This window comes from Caulobacter sp. SLTY, from assembly GCF_009905535.1.
Classification (GTDB): domain Bacteria; phylum Pseudomonadota; class Alphaproteobacteria; order Caulobacterales; family Caulobacteraceae; genus Caulobacter.
In genome coordinates, this window is the sequence record NZ_JAAALA010000001.1 from 150,678 (window position 1) to 166,559 (window position 15,882).

Consider the following 15,882-nt stretch of genomic DNA (forward strand, 5'->3'; position numbering starts at 1 on the left):
CGATCCGGGACCCAGGGGTTGCAGCGCACCAGCCGCAAAGCTGCGTCGGTAAGCGAGATCACGCACCCCCTGGGTCCCGGCTCTCCGCGCTTCGCGCTCCGGCCGGGATGACGGCAAAGGGGATGAGGGGCGGGTTCTGGAACGGACGGCGCGGGTCTAAGGTTGGCGCAAACCGGAGACCCGCATGCTCGCCCTCTATGGCCACCATTTCTCGTCCTACACCCAGAAGGCCAAGATCGCCCTCTACGAGAACGACACCTCGTTCGAGTTCCGGGAGATCGGGCCCGATACTCCGGAACACGTCGGCGCCTGGCTGGAGAAATGGCCGATCGGGAAATTTCCGATGTTGGTCGACGGGGACCGGAGCCTGGTCGAGACAAGCATCATCATTGAATACCTTCAGATCAAGCACCCCGGCCCCGTGCGGTTGATCCCGGACGATCCGATGAAGGCCTTGGACGTGCGGTTCATGGACCGGTTCTTCGACCTGCATGTGATGGACGCCCAGCAGGTAGCGGTGGCCAGCAAGCTGGGCCGCATCCCGATGACGCCGGAGGACGGGCTGGCCCTGGCCCATACCCGGCTGCGCAAGGCCTATGACTGGCTGGAGGGGGCGCTGGCGGGGAAGACCTGGGCCTGTGGCGAGGCCTACAGCCTGGCCGATGCGGCGGCGTCCATGTCTCTGTTCTATGCCGACTGGGTGCTGGAGATCACGCCGGACTGGCCGGTGCTGAAGGCCTATCGCCAGCGGCTGCTGGCGCGGCCGTCGTTCGCGCGCTGTGTGGAGGAGGCGCGGTACTTCCGGGCATTCTTCCCGCTGGGGGCGCCGGACCGGGATTAGAGCAGTCTAGCGGTTGGGGACACGTTGGAGTCCAACGTGTCCCCGGGCAGCGCCTCGGTCGTTATGCCGACAGCGAACGCCAGGCGACGTAGGCGGCGACCAGCAGGATCATGCCGGCGAACAGGCGACGGGCCAGGGACGCGCGGCCGGCCAGGCGTCGGGCCAGGGGGACCCCGGCCAGGGTCCCCGCCGCCCCGCCCAGGACCAGCAGGGCGAAGAGGGGCCAGTCGACCCAGCCGGAGGCGGCGTAGTTGAGGCTGGTGGCGGCGCCGAACAGGCTGACCGAGACCAGGGATGAGGCGGCGGCGTTGGCCAGGGTCATGCCGGTGGCGGCCATCAGCCCCGGCGCGATCAGGAAGCCGCCGCCGATGCCGAAGAAGCCGGCGGCCAGGCCCGTCACCGCCCCGACCGGGGCCAGCCGGGCGGTCAGGCCGGGGGTGAGGTGGACGGCGGGGTCGCCCTCGTCCTTCTTGGGCAGCATCATCGAGATGGCGACCGCGGCCATGGCCACGGCGAACCAGATCATCAGCGCCCCGCCATCCATCGCCTTGGCCAGGCTCGAGCCGACCAGGGAGCCGGCGAGGCCGGCGCCGCCGAACACCAGGGCGCAGGGCCATTTGACGCGGCCGGCCCGCGCCTGGGCCACCAGGCCGCCGAGCGCATTGACCGCCACCGCCGCCGCCGAGGTGCCGATGGCCAGGTGAGCATCCCTGACCCCCACCGCATAGAGCAGCAGGGGCGTGGCGAGCACCGACCCGCCGCCGCCGAACACCGACAGCAGCAGGCCGACCAGGGCCCCGCTGGCCAGGGCGGCCAGCATCATGGCGACGGTAAGGGTCATGGCGTCAGGCCGCCGTGCGATTCCAGGGCGCGAGGGCGAGGACCCGGGCCATGCCGCAGAAGCCGCTGACGCCGGCGAACAGCAGGCCCGCGCCGATGGCGCCGGACAGCAGATGCCAGAGGGGATCGACCAGGAAGCCCAGCACCGCGCCGGTCAGCGCCAGCCCACCGGCGCCGATCTGGACCTGGCGCATCATCTCCAGCGGCGCCTTGCGGTTTTCGGCCACCGGCAAGCCGGCGGCGCGCCAGGCGTCCAGCCCGCCGTCCAGCACGAAAGCCTCGCCCTCGACGCGGGCGGCCAGCCGGTCGCAGTTGGCGCCGGTGCGCATGCCCGTGCGGCAGGTGAAGACCACGTCGCGGCCAGCCTCGATGCCCAGATGGGCGTTTTCGAAGTCGGACAGCGGGCGGCTGAGGGCGCCCTTCACATGGGCGCGGGCGAATTCGTCGGGCTCGCGGATGTCGATCAGGCGGGCCCGGCCGGTGGCCAGGCGTTGGGCAAGCTCAGCGGGTGTCAGGGGAACCAGGCGGGCGGTCATGGGGCATCCTCATATCCGGGGGACAGAAGATCTCCGCGAGCGTCGCCACCACCTTCAGCGCGGCGGCGTCTTCGATCCGGTACCAGATGCTCTGGCCTTCGCGGCGGGTCGCCACGATGGCCTCCTCCCGCAGCACGGCGAGGTGCTGGGAAAGAGCCGACTGCGACAGGCCGACGAGGGCTTGCAGCTCCCCCACCGATCGTTCGCCGTCCGCAAGTTGGCACAGGATCATCAGGCGCCGCTCGTTGCCCAGGGCGCGCAGAAGCTTTGCAGCCTCCGTCGCACTGGCCTCGAAGCGGGTGATGTCGAAGTTCGCGAGATCGAACATGGTCCCCATATATGAGCTATTGCTAATTTAGCAAGTCCTAATATATAACCGCCATCACAGACCCACGGAGTGTCTCCAATGGCTAAGCCTTCCATCCAGGCCTTCTTCGACCCGGCCACCCATACCGTTACCTACCTGATCCATGACCCCGCCACCGGCAAGGCCGCGGTCATCGACCCGGTCCTGGATTTCGACCCCAAGGCCGCCCGCCTGTCCACCGGTTCGGTTGACGCGGTGCTGGCGGCGGTGGAGGCCCAGGGGCTGGACCTGCTCTATGTGCTGGAGACCCACGCCCATGCCGACCACCTGTCGGCGGCCGACCACATCCGCCGGCTGACCGGGGCGAAGGTGGTCATCGGCGCCGAGATCCGCCAGGTGCAGAAGGGGTTCGGGGCGCTGTTCGAGGCGGACGACGTTTCGCCGGACGGCGCGGCCTTCGACCACCTGATCGAGGAAGGCCAGACCCTGCCGCTGGGGACCCTGACCATCGGGGTGATGCATACGCCCGGCCATACGCCGGCCTGTGTCACCTATCGGATCGCCGATGCCGCCTTCGTCGGCGACACTCTGTTCATGCCGGACTACGGCACCGCCCGGGCCGACTTTCCCGGCGGGGACGCGGCCACACTCTACCGCTCGATCCAGCGGATCCTGGCCCTTCCGCCCGAAACCCGTCTCTTCGTCGGCCACGACTACCTGCCCGAGGGTCGCGAGACCTTCGCCTGGGAAACCACGGTGGCGCAGGAACGGGCGGCCAACCGGCATGTGCATGACGGGGTCACGGAGGCGCAGTTCGTGACCATGCGCGAGGCGAGGGACGCCACCCTCGACGCGCCGGTGCTGATTCTGCCGTCATTGCAGGTGAACATCCGCGCCGGCGCCCTTCCCCCCGCCTCGGAGCGGGGCCGGGTGTTTCTGAGGTTGCCGGTCAACGCAACCTAAGCCCTGGCCCTCCGCGACCGGCGGAGGGTCCGCCAACGCTCGGCTCCGCAGCCACGGTTGCGCCCGGGCCAAAGGAGACGCCATGACCTATTTCAACGCCCGCACCTTCCCCGACACGTTCGAGACGGTGATCGAGCGCACCCGCGCGGCCCTGCAGAAGCACGGCTTCGGGGTGCTGACCGACATCGATGTCCAGGCGACCCTGAAGAGTAAGATCGGCCAGGAGTTCCGGCCCTACCGCATCCTCGGCGCCTGCAATCCGAGCATGGCGTTCGAGGCGCTCAAGCTTGAGCCCCACGTCGGCGTCATGCTGCCGTGCAATGTCATCGTTCAGCAGACGGACGCCGGCGTCGAGGTGGCGGCGATCGATCCGGCGGCGTCGATGATGTCCATCGACAATCCGGTGCTGCAACAGCATGCGGCGGCCGTCGGCGAGGCCCTATCCAAGGCCCTGGCCGACATCTGATCGTCAGCCGTTGAAGCCCTTCACCGCCTCTATGATCTGCTGCTGCACGGCCTCGTCCATGTAGGGGTGCATCGGCAGGGCCAGGACCTTTTCCGCCGCCGCTTCCGTCATCGGCAGGCCACCGGGGCCTTGCGGGAAGTGGGCGTAGGGGGCTTGGACGTGCATGGGCACCGGGTAGTAGACGGCGGTGGGTACCCCTTGCGTCTTCAGGTGGGCGGCGAGGGCGTCGCGGTTCGGATGCTCGACCACATACTGGGCCCAGACCGAGACGCCGCCGTCGATGACCGCCGGGGTGCGGGTCGGGGTTCCGGCGAGGCCTTCGGCGTAGCGGTTCGCCACGACCTGACGCATCTCGATCTCTTCGGGGAAGATGGCCAGCTTCTCGATCAGGATGGCGGCCTGGATGCTGTCCAGCCGGCTGTTCATGCCGATGCGGGTGTTTAGGTACTTGGTTTCGTGCTCGAAGGTGCGGCCGACCAGGTCGGGGGCCACCGCCTTGCCGTGGACGCGGTAGCTGTCCATCAGGTCCCAGAGGTCCTGGTCCTTGGCGATCACCGCCCCTCCGTCGCCGTAGCAGCCGAGCGGCTTGGCCGGGAAGAAGCTGGTGGTGGCCACGTCCGCCCAGTGGATGGGGTGATGGCCATTGAGGGTGCAGCCGAAGCCCTGGGCGCTGTCGCTGATCAGTTTGAGGCCGTATTTGTCGCAGACCGCCTTGATCGCCGGATAGTCGGCCGGCTGGCCGAACAGGTCCACGGCGATGACCACCGCCGGGCGCAGGCGGCCCTCGTCCTGAATGGCCCGGATGCTGATCTCCAGATGGGCTGGGTCGAGGCAGTAGGTATCGGGGAGCACATCGACGAACACCGGGGTGGCCCCCGTCCAGGGCACGACTTCCGGCGTGGCGGCGAACGTGAAGCTGGGGCAGAAGACCGCGTCGCCCTCCCCGATCCCCCAGGCCATCAGCGGCAGAGCGATGGCGTCGGTGCCGTTGGCGCAGCTGAGCGCCAGGGGGGCCTGGCCGAATTCAGCCAGCTGTTTTTCGAATTCGCGCACTTCCGGGCCCATGACATAGGCGCCGTGGTCGAGGACGCGGGCGATGCCGGCGTCGATCTTGTCGCGGATGCGCCGCTGCTGGGCGGCCAGGTCGATGAAGGCGATGCTCATGGGCGGGCCTCTACGCCGGGGATGGGGCAGGAGCGAGACAAAGGCTGTAACCGGATGTTTCCCGACAGCGTTCCGGAACGCCAGCCCCAAAGCAGTCGTTAGCCAAGCGGGGAGCGCCACAACCAACGGAACCGCATGACTGCCATCAATCCGGGGGCGATCCCCCGCGTCGCTTCCAACGTTCGGGCCGAAGAGCTGGCGACCGCGTCGCTGCTGGACAAGGCGGCGGACGTCGGGATGAGCCTGATCGTCGCGGTGGTCATCCTGGTGGTCACCTTCTGGCTCGCCAAATGGGCTTCGAAGCTGGCGCATGACGCCATGGCCCGGATCCAGGCGCGCAATCAGGGCGATGTGGCGCTGCAGGCCTTCGTCAGCTCCATCGTCCGCTATGTGATCATCATAATCGGGCTGATCGCCGTGCTGCAGCAGCTGGGCATCAAGACCACCTCCATCCTGGCGGTGCTAGGCGCGGCATCGCTGGCCGTGGGCCTGGCCATGCAGGGGGCGCTGAGCAATGTGGCGGCCGGGGTGATGCTGTTGATCCTGCGGCCTTACCGCGCCGGGGAGCTGGTCGAGGTCAATGGCCAGAAGGGGAAGGTGAAGGCGCTGGACCTGTTCACCACCGAATTGACCACCCTGGACGGGCTGAAGGTGATCATGCCCAACGGCAAGGTGTTCGGCGAACCGATCGTCAACTACTCCGCTCCGCACACCCGGCGGTCGGAGATCAAGATCGGCATCGACTATGAGGACGATATCGGCGAGGCCCTGGAGCTGATGCTGGCCGTTGCCGACGCCGATCCCCGCGTGTTGAAGGATCCTGCCCCGTGGGCCCGGTGCAGCGCCTATGGGGATTCCGCCGTGGAGCTGACCTTGCGGACCTGGGCGAGCCAGGCCGACTATTGGGACCACCACCACGACCTGCTGAAGGCGATCAAGGAGGCCTTCGACGACGCGGGCATCAGCATCCCCTATCCGCACCAGGTGGAAGTGCCGAAAAAGCCGAGACCGGCGCGGAAGATCAGCCGCCAGGCGGCCGCGACCGATGATCCGGGCGGGCCGGACGAGCGCGCCACGGCGGAGCAGTCGCAGCCTTCCGAGGAGTAGGCGGGTCGGGCTAGAACGGGTCCATGACAACCTTCGACCTCAGCAATGTTCCGCGTGTCCTGCCCAAGCTCAAGGTGGAGGAGGCGGTGGCGGCCGATCTGGTCAGCCGGGGCACGCAGCTGGCCCTGGACCTGGCCGTGGCGGCGATCATCATCCTGGTCACCCTGTGGGCCTCGCGCTGGGCCTCCACCCTGGCGCGGTCCATCGTCGGGCGGATGAGCCGGCATGAGACGCCGGACGCCACCCTGCAGACCTTCTTCGCCTCCCTGGTCCGCTACATCGTGGTCATCGTGGGCGCCGTGGCGGTGCTGCAGCAGCTGGGCGTGAAGACGACCTCCATCCTGGCGGTGCTGGGCGCCGCCTCGCTGGCGGTGGGCCTGGCGCTGCAGGGGGCGCTGACCAATGTGGCGGCGGGGGTGATGATCCTGGCGTTCCGGCCCTATCGGGTGGGGGACTTCATCGAGACCTCGAACCGCAAGGGCACGGTGCGGGCGCTGGACCTGTTCACCACCGAGCTGACCACGCCGGATAACCTGAAGGTCGTGCTGCCCAACAGCAAGGTGTTCGGCGATGTGATCGTCAACCACAGCTATCACGAGCGGCGGCGGGTGGACGCGGTGTTCAAGGTGCCGATCACCGCCGACCTGGCCCCGATCATGGCCGGGCTGAAGGCGCGGGCGGAGGCCGATCCCCGGGCGATGAAGGACGCGCCGGTGGTGGTCGAGGTGACCAGCGTGATGCATGACGGGGTCGAGCTGGCGGCGCGGGTCTGGGTGATGCCGTCCGACCATGCCGGGCTGCTGGCCGACCTGCTGCTGGCCGCGCGGCTGCTAGAGGGGGGACAGCCCCTGCCACCCCCGCCGCCGCCCAAGGTGAAGAAGCCTATCCCTGCAAAGCCTGCGAAAGGTCGTCGATCAGGTCTTGGCGGTCTTCGATCCCGACTGAAAGCCGGACCAGACCGTCCGTGATACCCACGGCCGCCCGCTGCTCGGGTGGGATGGAGGCGTGGGTCATGATGGCCGGGTGCTCGATCAGGCTTTCCACCCCGCCCAGCGACTCGGCCAGGGTGAACAGCCGGGTCCGTTCGAGCAGCTTGCGGGCGGGGCTAAGGCCACCCTTGATGTCGACCGAGATGATGCCGCCGAAGCCGCCCTTCATCTGGCGGACGGCCAGCTCGTGCTGCGGGTGGGATTTCAGGCCCGGATAGATGACCCGCTCGACGGCCGGGTGGGATTCCAGCCACTGGGCGATGGCCAGGCCGCTCTCGCAGGTGCGCTCCATGCGCAGGGCCAGGGTCTTGAGGCCGCGCAAAGCGAGGAAGCTGTCGAACGGGCCGCTGATGGCGCCGACCGCGTTCTGCAGGAACTTCATCTCGGCGGCGAGCTCGGCGTTGTCGCCGACGATGGCCACCCCGCCGACCATGTCCGAATGGCCGTTGAGGTATTTGGTCGTCGAATGGGTGACCATGTCGAAGCCCAGCTCCAGCGGCCGCTGGATGTAGGGGCTGGCGAAGGTGTTGTCGGCCACGGTGATCAGGCCGTGCTTCTTGGCGAGGTTGGCGACGGCCTCCAGGTCGACCAGCCGCAGCGTCGGGTTGGTGGGGGTCTCGACCCACAGCATCTTGGTCTCGGGCAGGATGGCGGCCTCGATGGCGGCCAGATCGCTCATGTCGACGAAGCTGAACGACAGGCCGGCCGAGCGCTTCTTGACCCGCTCGAACAGGCGGTAGCTGCCGCCGTAGAGGTCGTCGGTGGCGATCACATGGGCGCCGGTGTCCAGCGTCTCCATCACCGTGGCGGCGCAGGCCAGGCCGGAGGCGAAGGCGAAGGCCGCCGTTCCGCTTTCGAGGTCGGCGATGCAGCGTTCGAAGGCGAAGCGGGTCGGGTTCTGGCTGCGGGCGTATTCGAAGCCCTTGTGCACGCCGGGGCTTTCCTGGGCGTAGGTGCTGGTGGCGTAGATCGGCGGCATCACCGCGCCCGTGGTCGGGTCCGGGCTCTGGCCGGCGTGGATGGTGCGGGTGGCGAAGGCCAGGCGGTTCTTGCCGTCGGTGGGAGTGCTCATCGCGGGGTCTCGCTTACCCCCGACCGTCATGGTCGGGCTTGTCCCGACCACCCATACACGCGGGCTTGGCCGGAAAGGTCTCAGGGTATGGGTCCTCGCAACAAGTGCGAGGATGACGGAGCTGGGGTCAGGCGGTGCGCCTGAGATGGTTGATCAGGTCCACCCGGGTGATCAGGCCGAGCAGTTCGTCGCCGTCCATGACCACCGCCACCTCGTCGCGTTCGAACACCGGGGTCAGGTCCGAAAGCGGCTGATGGCTTTCCAGGGTCTTGACGTTGCGGGTCATCGCCGAGCCGACCTTGGTGGCGAAGCCCTCGCCCTCGCCGGCCCTGGCCACGGCGCTCAGCACGTCGCTCTCGTCGAGAATGCCGACCAGTTTGCCGTGATCGACGACGGGCAGCTGGCTGATGTCGGCGCTGCGCATTCGGTTGTAGGCGGTCAGCAGGGTGTCGTCGGGGCCGATGGTAATTACCCCGCCGTCGGCATAGCGCTTGGCGATCAGGTCGGAGAGGTCGCCGCGCGGGGTGCGATCCTCGAAGCCGTGGGCGCTGACCCACAGGTCGTTGAACATCTTGGTCAGGTATTTGGCGCCGGTGTCGCAGACGATGCTGACCACCCGCTGGGGCTCGGTCTGCTCGCGGCAGTACTTCAGGGCGGCGGCCAGCAGGGTGCCGGAGGAGGAGCCGGCGAGGATGCCCTCCTTCTGTAGCAGGTCGCGGGCGGTTTCGACGCTTTCGCGGTCGCTGATGGCGTAGGCCTTGGAGACAAGGTCCATCTGGGCGTTGATCGGGATGAAGTCCTCGCCGATGCCCTCGACGATCCAGCTGCCGGCCTCGCCGTAGGTTCCGGTGTTGACGTAGTCGTAGAGGATGGAGCCGACCGGGTCGGCCAGGATCATCTTCGTTTTCGGGCTGTGCTTCTGGAAGTAGCGGCCAAGGCCGGTGAGCGTGCCGCCGGAGCCGACCCCGACCACCACCGCGTCGAGGTCCCCGCCCATCTGTTCGAGGATTTCCGGGCCAGTAGTGGTCTCGTGGGCCAGCGGGTTGGCTGGGTTCTCGAACTGGTTGACGTACAGCGAGCCGGGGAGGCCCTGGGCGATGGTCTGGGCCATGTCCTGGTAATATTCGGGGTGGCCCTTGCCGACGTCAGAGCGGGTGATCCGCACATCGACGCCCATGGCCCGCAGGTGGAGGATTTTCTCCCGCGCCATCTTGTCCGGCACGATGAGGATCAGCTTGTAGCCCTTCAGGGTGGCGACCTGCGCCAGGCCCAGGCCCGTGTTGCCGGCCGTGGCCTCGATGATCACACCGCCGGGCTTGAGCGTCCCGTCCTTCTCGGCCGCCTCGATCATTGAGCGGGCGATGCGGTCCTTGATCGAGCCGCCGGGGTTCTGGTTTTCCAGCTTGAGGAACAGACGGCAGAGGCCGGTGTCGATCTTGGTCACCTCGACCATCGGGGTGGCGCCGATCAGGTCGAGCGCGGAGCCGGTCGCGGCGGGCAGGTCGGTCATGTTTGTTTCCTGGAGCGCCGCGCGTTCCGCTGCGGCATGAATTGTCCCCTGACTAACGCGTCGGCGGGCATGAAGGAAGCAAACAGACGCGTTACAGCGGAAGACCCGTGCGCGCCGCGCAGGCGACGAGGAAGGCGTCGAGGTCGCCGCCCGCGAACAGATAGCCGTCGACCCCTGCCCCGTTGGCCGCCTGAACATCGGCCGGCTTGTCGCCGATCATCAGGGCGTTCTTGGGATCGATCCCGAAGTCCCTGAGCGCCCGCAACACCATGCCGGGGTTGGGCTTGCGGTCGGGGTGGTCGGCCTGGCGGTAGCGGTCCTCGGCGGCGTCCTCATGGAAGGGGCAGAAGTAGATTTCGTCGATCCGGGCGCCCTCGGCGGCCAGCTGGCGGCGCATCTCGGCATGGAAGCCGTGCATCTGCTCTTCGCTGTAGTAGCCCCGCCCGATCCCCGACTGGTTGGTGGCGATCAGCACCAGGCCACCGGCGTCGTTGACCCGCTTGATGGCCGCGCGGGCGCCCGGGATCCAGACCAGCTTTTCCGGCTCAAAGGCATAGCCGTAGTCCTCGTTGAGGACACCGTCGCGGTCGAAGATCACGGCGAAGGGGGTGGGCATGGCGGGCTCTACTAGCGCGCCATGCCCGCCGTCTCCAGTCCCTAAGCCGCCTGACGCCCGCCGGCCAGGAAGTCCATCTTGCCGAGCGGCGCGCCTTCCTTGCGCAGCAGGCCGTAGGCGGTGACCGCGTGGAAGTAGAAGTTCGGCAGGGAGAAGTTGAACAGGAAGTCGCGGCCGGTGAAGCTCATCGTCCGGCCCGGGAATTTCAGCTCGATGGTGGCGTCCTCGCGGCCGTCGACCTGCTCCGGGGTGATGGTCTCGACGAAGGCGATGGTCTTTTCCAGGCGCTCGCGCAGCTGGGCGAAGGTGGTTTCCTCGTCGGGCATCGATGGCGGCTCGATACCGGCCAGGCGGGCGGCGCCGCCCTTGGCCGCATCGCTGACCATCTGGATCTGGCGGGTCAGGGGATGCATGTCGGGGGCGAGGCGGGCTTCCAGCCAGCCGGCGATGTTGTCCCCGGCGTGGCCGTGGGCCTTGTCGAGGTTGGCGACCAGGTTGCGCAGGCCGTTGAGGTAGACCGGGATCGAGACGTCGTAGAGTGAAAGGGACAAGGCGTTTCTCCTGAAGGCCGCGTGGTCCAGCAGATGGGCGCAATCACGCCGTTCGCCAAGAGCTAGAACAGCAGCTGTCGGGCGATCAAATTGCGCTGGGTCTCGCTGGTGCCCGAATAGATGCTGGCGGCCCGCAGGCAGAGGTGACGCGCCATCGCTCGCGCGCCCTGATCGAGTTCCTCGCCGTTCAGGCCGATGGCGGCCAGGGCCGCCCCGGCCTGGGGCCCGGCCGCCTCCATGGCCAGCTCGCAGACCCGCTGGTGCAGTTCGCTGCCGATCAGCTTGAGCATCGAGGGGGTGGTCGCCGCCCCGACCTCGGCCCGGCCGCTGGGAAGGGCCGCCAGCTCCAGCTGGGCGAAGGCCTCAAGCTCGATCTGAAGCCCAGACAGCCGCCGGCGAAGCGACGGCTCGATCGCCTCTCCGCCGGCGGCCACCGCTTCGGCCGCCCGCCGCAGGCTGCGGGCGACCAGGGCGGATGGGGTGTTGTTGGAGCGGGCCAGGGACATCAGCCGTTTGGCCACCGTCCAGCCGTCGTTCTCGGGCCCGACTCGGTTGGCCTCGGGGACGAAGACATCGTCGAAGAAGACCTCGTTGAACTCCCGCTCCCCTGTCAGGTCGAGAATGGGCCGCACGGTCAGGCCGGGGCTGTCCATGTCGAGCAGCAGGAAGGTCAGCCCCTGCTGGCGGCGCTCGAAGTCGCCGGTGCGGACGATGGCGAACATGCGGTTGGAATGGTGAGCCCCGGTGGTCCAGATCTTCGAGCCGATTACCCGATAGCCGCCAGGGACCGGGACAGCGCGGGTCGAGATGGCGGCGAGGTCTGATCCCGCGCCGGGCTCGGAGAACCCCTGGGCCCAGAGGTCGTCGCCCCGCAGGATGGGCCCGATGTACCGCTCCCGCTGGTCCGGGGTTCCCATCTCGATCAGTAGCGGGCCAAGGCTGCGGATACCGCCGGCGAACAGCACCGGGGCGTCGTTGGCCACGCATTCGCGGTCGAACAGGAACCGCTGGCGGGCCGTCCAGCCGGCGCCGCCCCAATCCACCGGCCAGGCCGGCGCCGCCCAGCCCTGGTCGAACAGCCGCCGATGCCAGAGGCGGCAGGCGGCGATGTCGGAATGGACGCCCAGCGTCTTGCGGCCCGCGTCCCGAAGGTCGGGGGTCAGGGCCTCATCCAGAAAGGCGCGCACCTGGGTGAGGAAAGCCGCCTCGTCCATCACAGCTCCACCATGTCGAAGTCGGCCTTGGGCGTGCCGCACAGGGGACAGATCCAGTCGTCCGGGATCTCGGCCCAGCGGGTTCCCGGCGCCAGGCCCTCAGCCGGGTCCCCCGCCTCCTCCTCGTAGAGGTAGCCACAGGTGCGGCACTGCCAGGTCTTGTAGGGCGCCATGTCAGTGCAGGGTGAAGCGGATCGGCACGGCCTTGGGCCCGCAGACGAAGGCGGCGGCCATACGTCTGGGCTCGCCGTCCAGTTCGATGGTCGCCACCCGCTGGAGCAGCTCTTCCCAGAGGATGCGCATCTCCATCCGCGCCAGATGCTGGCCGAGGCAGACATGGGCGCCGTAGCCGAAGGCGACATGGCGGTTGGGGCTGCGGTCGGGACGGAACTCGAAGGGGGCGTCGAACACCGCCTCGTCGCGGTTGCCGGACGGATAGGACAGCATCAGCCAGTCGCCCTTGGCGATATTCCGGCCCGCGAGCTCGGTATCCTCGGTGGCGGTGCGCATGAAATGCTTCACCGGAGTGACCCAGCGGATCGACTCCTCGATCAGCCCGCCGACCAGCGAGGGGTCGGCCTGAAGCCGCTTCCACAGCTCCGGCCGCTCGGCCAGGGCCCAGAGCGCGCCGGCGGTGGTCGAGGAGGTGGTGTCGTGCCCGGCCGTTGCCGCAATGATGTAGTAGCCCATCGCCTCCAGGTGGCCGAGCGGCTGGCCTTCGATCGATCCGTTGGCGATCAGGCTGGCCAGGTCCTCGCGCGGGTTGGCCCGGCGATCCTCGGTCATGGCGTTGAAGTAGGTCATGAAGTCGATGACCACCGACTGGATAGTGTCCACCCCTTCCTTTTCGTCGGCGACCCGGGCGCCGCTGCGGTTGAGGTCCGGGTCGGCGCTTCCGAACAGTTCCTGGGTCAGCTTGAGCATCCGGCCCTCGTCGGACTCAGGCACGCCGATCAGCTCCATGATCACATGCAGCGGGTAGAGAAAGGCGACGTCCCTGGCGAAGTCGCAGCGGCCGCCCATGTCGCACATCCGATCGACGAAGCCGCGGGCGATCTCGCGGATCCGGGCCTCGAGCCGGCGCAGGCTCTGGGGCGCGAAGGCCCCCTGGGTGAGCATGCGGTATGCCCGGTGATCGGGGTTGTCCATCTGCACCAGGGAGCGGACCAGGTGGGGCGAGCCGCCCATCATCGCCCGAACCTGCCGGTCGCCCTCGATGGTTGTCAGGACGGTGGAGCGGTCGCCGTTGTGGAACAGCTCGTTCTGACGCTCGACCGCCTGGATGTCAGCGTGGCGGGTGACCACCCAGAACGGGTCGAATCCCTCCGGCTGGGCCTGGGCCAGGGGCGCCTCGACGCGCAGCCAGCGGAAGGCCTCGTCGACCCGGTCGCCGTCGGCGTAGGCGAAGGGGTCGATGATGGTCTGGGCGATGGACTGGGGAATGAGGGCCATGGCGTTTCCGTTTTTCTTTATCGACGCCTCCCTTGCGGGCAGGCCCGCGTGACGCCGTGCTTTCGAGCATGCCCCCCGAGGCCGGCCCGCCGATTGATCCAAATCAAGGGGCCGACGGTTGAGCCGGTCGGCCCCGCGCCGTAAGACGAAGCGTGCCCGCGCCCGCCGACATCCTTGGCTATCGAGACGCCCTCAAGGCCTGGCTGTTCGAGGCGGCCCTGCCTCTTTGGTGGGAGCGGGGGACCGACCACCTCGCCGGCGGTTTCTTCGAGAAGCTGGACCCGGAAGGATCGCCGGTCGCCGCGCCGCGCCGGACGCGGGTGATCGCTCGGCAGGTCTATGTCTTCGCCCAGGCCGGCCGGATGGGCTGGACCGGGCCGTGGGGGGACGCGCTGCGCCACGGGCTGATCGCCCTGGACCGGCATCTGAGGCCCGATGGCCTGTTCCGCTTCTCCGACGCGGATGAGAGCCCGCAGCCCTATGAACAGGCCTTCGGCCTGCTGGCCCTGGCCGCCGCGCGCCAGGCGCTGGGACCCGGGCACGGACTGGAGTCGATGGCCCAGCGGACCCGCGCCGCCCTGGCGGCCAGGCTGGGCCGGCCCGACGGTGGGGTTCATGACGATGAGACCGGCGGCGGCCCCCTGAGGGCCAATCCGCTGATGCATCTGTTCGAGGCGGCCCTGGCCTGGCGCGAGGCGGGGGAGGACGGCGGCTGGGCCGACCTTTCCAACCGCATCGCCCGGCTGGCCCGCGAGCGGCTGATCCAGCCGGGGAGCGGCGGGCTGCCCGAACTCTTCGACCTCGACTGGACGCCGACGCAAGAGGCGGAGCTCGAGCCCGGCCATCAGTTCGAGTGGGGGTTTTTGTTGCTGCGTCATGCCGCCCTGACCCAGAACCTCGGCTCAGCCGAGGCGGGCCGGGGCTTGATCCTGCTGGCCGAGCGGGCGGGGGTCGCGCCCGACGGGTTGGTCATCGCGGCGCTGGGCCAGGACCTGACGCCCCACGACCGCACCGCCCGCCTCTGGCCCCAGACCGAGCGGACCCGCGCCGGCGCCGCGCTGGCGGCCCGTGAGGCGGACCTGGGCTGGGCCATCGCCGGCCATGGGGCGGCGGGGCTGCTGCGCTATCTCGACACGCCGCTGCCCGGCCTGTGGCGGGAGCATCGCGAGCCGACCGGCGGCTGGCGCCCCGAGCCCTCGCCGGCCTCCAGCCTCTATCATCTGGTCGGCGCCATCCAGGCGTTGGATGAAGCTTGCCTGCAAGCGCCATCATGAACCGTGTCTTGCGCCCGTACGCCGGCCTGCGTAAGCCGACCCGCGCTCTTCCTCTGTGGACCTCTGTATGACCCTGTCCCCCGAACGGCTCACCCATCTCCAGCGGCTGGAGGCGGAGAGCATCCACATCATGCGGGAGGTGGTGTCCGAGGCCGAGCGGCCGGTGATGCTGTATTCCATCGGCAAGGACAGCGCGGTGATGCTGCACCTGGCCGCCAAGGCCTTCTACCCCAGCAAGCCGCCCTTCCCCCTGCTGCACGTCGACACGACCTGGAAGTTCCAGGCCATGTACGAGATGCGCGAGCGGATGGCCAAGGAGCTGGGCTTCGAGCTCCTGGTCCACAAGAACCCCGAGGCCGAGGCGGCCGGGATCAACCCCTTCGACCACGGCGGCGCCCATACCGACATGTGGAAGACCGAGGGGCTGAAGCAGGCGCTGGACAAGTACGGCTTCGACGCGGCCTTCGGCGGCGCGCGCCGCGACGAGGAAAAGAGCCGGGCCAAGGAGCGGGTGTTCAGCTTCCGCGCCGCCGGCCACCGCTGGGACCCCAAGAGCCAGCGGCCGGAGCTGTGGAAGCTCTACAACGCGCGCAAGCAGCCGGGCGAGAGCATCCGGGTGTTCCCGATCTCCAACTGGACCGAGCTGGACATCTGGCAATACATCCACCTGGAGAACGTGCCGATCGTGCCCCTCTATTTCTCGGCCGTGCGGCCGGTGGTCGAGCGGGACGGGACCCTGATCATGGTCGACGACGACCGGTTCCGGTTCCACCCGGGTGAAACCCCGATGATGAAGTCGGTTCGGTTCCGCACCCTGGGCTGCTACCCCCTGACCGGGGCGGTGGAGAGCACGGCGGCGACCCTGCCCGAGATCATCCAGGAAATGCTGCTGACCACCACCTCCGAGCGCCAGGGCCGCATGATCGACCACGACCAGGCCGCCTCGATGGAGAAGAAGAAGCAGGAAGGGTATTTCTAGA

General features: G+C 68.5%; 18 protein-coding genes. 7 read left to right on the forward strand and 11 right to left on the reverse strand.

Annotated elements, in window-relative coordinates; all coding sequences use genetic code 11:
* Positions 1 to 184: 184 nt before the first annotated feature.
* Positions 185 to 841: a glutathione S-transferase family protein gene (locus tag GVN21_RS00650; RefSeq protein WP_166572764.1), complete on the forward strand. Its 657-nt coding sequence runs from the start codon at positions 185 to 187 to the stop codon at positions 839 to 841.
* Between the two features lie 61 nt (positions 842 to 902).
* Here the strand turns inward: GVN21_RS00650 and GVN21_RS00655 are convergent, their stop codons facing one another.
* From GVN21_RS00655 to GVN21_RS00665, 3 genes are read right to left on the reverse strand one after another with little or no spacing between them, the layout of a single operon-like run.
* Positions 903 to 1,682, reverse strand: a complete 780-nt coding sequence (locus GVN21_RS00655) for a sulfite exporter TauE/SafE family protein (protein ID WP_166572765.1) — start codon at positions 1,680 to 1,682, stop codon at positions 903 to 905.
* A 4-nt stretch (positions 1,683 to 1,686) separates the two neighbouring features.
* Entirely contained in the window at positions 1,687 to 2,217 is a 531-nt protein-coding gene (locus GVN21_RS00660; RefSeq protein WP_166572766.1) for a rhodanese family protein, read from the reverse strand.
* Positions 2,183 to 2,545 carry a metalloregulator ArsR/SmtB family transcription factor gene (locus GVN21_RS00665; RefSeq protein ID WP_166572767.1) on the reverse strand — a complete coding sequence of 121 codons (363 nt, stop codon included), beginning with the start codon at positions 2,543 to 2,545 and terminating at the stop codon, positions 2,183 to 2,185. Before GVN21_RS00665 ends, GVN21_RS00660 begins: the two co-directional genes overlap by 35 nt.
* 78 nt (positions 2,546 to 2,623) lie before the next feature.
* On the opposite strand from GVN21_RS00665, the gene GVN21_RS00670 reads away from it, so the two are divergent.
* Both GVN21_RS00670 and GVN21_RS00675 read left to right on the forward strand, forming a co-directional pair.
* Positions 2,624 to 3,487, forward strand: a complete 864-nt coding sequence (locus GVN21_RS00670; RefSeq protein ID WP_166572768.1) for an MBL fold metallo-hydrolase — start codon at positions 2,624 to 2,626, stop codon at positions 3,485 to 3,487.
* 82 nt (positions 3,488 to 3,569) lie between these two features.
* The gene (locus GVN21_RS00675) at positions 3,570 to 3,953 is read left to right on the forward strand and encodes a DUF302 domain-containing protein (RefSeq protein ID WP_166572769.1); all 384 of its coding nucleotides are present in this window, start codon (positions 3,570 to 3,572) and stop codon (positions 3,951 to 3,953) included.
* A 3-nt stretch (positions 3,954 to 3,956) separates the two neighbouring features.
* On the opposite strand, the gene GVN21_RS00680 is transcribed toward GVN21_RS00675, so the two are convergent.
* Positions 3,957 to 5,117 (reverse strand): DegT/DnrJ/EryC1/StrS aminotransferase family protein, encoded by a 1,161-nt coding sequence (locus GVN21_RS00680; protein ID WP_166572770.1) that lies wholly within the window; start codon positions 5,115 to 5,117, stop codon positions 3,957 to 3,959.
* Positions 5,118 to 5,252: 135 nt separating this feature from the next.
* Here GVN21_RS00680 and GVN21_RS00685 point away from each other — a divergent pair, with 135 nt between their 5' ends.
* Together GVN21_RS00685 and GVN21_RS00690 are read left to right on the forward strand one after the other, a co-directional pair.
* Entirely contained in the window at positions 5,253 to 6,224 is a 972-nt protein-coding gene (locus GVN21_RS00685; RefSeq protein WP_205689858.1) for a mechanosensitive ion channel domain-containing protein, read from the forward strand.
* 23 nt (positions 6,225 to 6,247) lie between these two features.
* Positions 6,248 to 7,192: a mechanosensitive ion channel family protein gene (locus GVN21_RS00690; RefSeq protein ID WP_166572771.1), complete on the forward strand. Its 945-nt coding sequence runs from the start codon at positions 6,248 to 6,250 to the stop codon at positions 7,190 to 7,192.
* On the opposite strand, the gene GVN21_RS00695 is transcribed toward GVN21_RS00690, so the two are convergent.
* The 7 genes from GVN21_RS00695 to GVN21_RS00725 form a co-directional block, all read right to left on the reverse strand.
* A complete protein-coding gene (locus tag GVN21_RS00695) occupies positions 7,107 to 8,285 on the reverse strand; it encodes a PLP-dependent aspartate aminotransferase family protein (RefSeq protein ID WP_166572772.1) in 1,179 nt (392 codons plus the stop codon). The two genes, GVN21_RS00690 and GVN21_RS00695, sit on opposite strands and share 86 nt — an antisense overlap.
* Positions 8,286 to 8,412: 127 nt before the next feature.
* Positions 8,413 to 9,795: a cystathionine beta-synthase gene (locus GVN21_RS00700; protein ID WP_166572773.1), complete on the reverse strand. Its 1,383-nt coding sequence runs from the start codon at positions 9,793 to 9,795 to the stop codon at positions 8,413 to 8,415.
* Between the two features lie 91 nt (positions 9,796 to 9,886).
* Complete coding sequence (locus GVN21_RS00705; RefSeq protein WP_166572774.1) at positions 9,887 to 10,411, reverse strand: HAD family hydrolase; 525 nt, start codon at positions 10,409 to 10,411, stop codon at positions 9,887 to 9,889.
* Between the two features lie 41 nt (positions 10,412 to 10,452).
* Entirely contained in the window at positions 10,453 to 10,962 is a 510-nt protein-coding gene (locus tag GVN21_RS00710; RefSeq protein WP_166572775.1) for a DUF1993 domain-containing protein, read from the reverse strand.
* Between the two features lie 62 nt (positions 10,963 to 11,024).
* Positions 11,025 to 12,176 carry an acyl-CoA dehydrogenase family protein gene (locus GVN21_RS00715; RefSeq protein ID WP_166572776.1) on the reverse strand — a complete coding sequence of 384 codons (1,152 nt, stop codon included), beginning with the start codon at positions 12,174 to 12,176 and terminating at the stop codon, positions 11,025 to 11,027.
* Positions 12,176 to 12,349 (reverse strand): rubredoxin, encoded by a 174-nt coding sequence (locus GVN21_RS00720; RefSeq protein WP_166572777.1) that lies wholly within the window; start codon positions 12,347 to 12,349, stop codon positions 12,176 to 12,178. The genes GVN21_RS00715 and GVN21_RS00720 overlap by 1 nt, the downstream gene beginning before the upstream one ends.
* Before the next feature lies 1 nt (position 12,350).
* On the reverse strand, positions 12,351 to 13,628 hold the full coding sequence (locus GVN21_RS00725) for a cytochrome P450 (RefSeq protein ID WP_166572778.1): 1,278 nt from the start codon (positions 13,626 to 13,628) through the stop codon (positions 12,351 to 12,353).
* A gap of 152 nt (positions 13,629 to 13,780) precedes the next feature.
* Here GVN21_RS00725 and GVN21_RS00730 point away from each other — a divergent pair, with 152 nt between their 5' ends.
* On the forward strand, positions 13,781 to 14,902 hold the full coding sequence (locus tag GVN21_RS00730) for an AGE family epimerase/isomerase (RefSeq protein ID WP_166572779.1): 1,122 nt from the start codon (positions 13,781 to 13,783) through the stop codon (positions 14,900 to 14,902).
* Between the two features lie 67 nt (positions 14,903 to 14,969).
* Positions 14,970 to 15,881, forward strand: a complete 912-nt coding sequence (gene cysD / locus GVN21_RS00735) for a sulfate adenylyltransferase subunit CysD (protein WP_166572780.1) — start codon at positions 14,970 to 14,972, stop codon at positions 15,879 to 15,881.
* The last annotated feature ends 1 nt before the right edge of the window (position 15,882 follow it).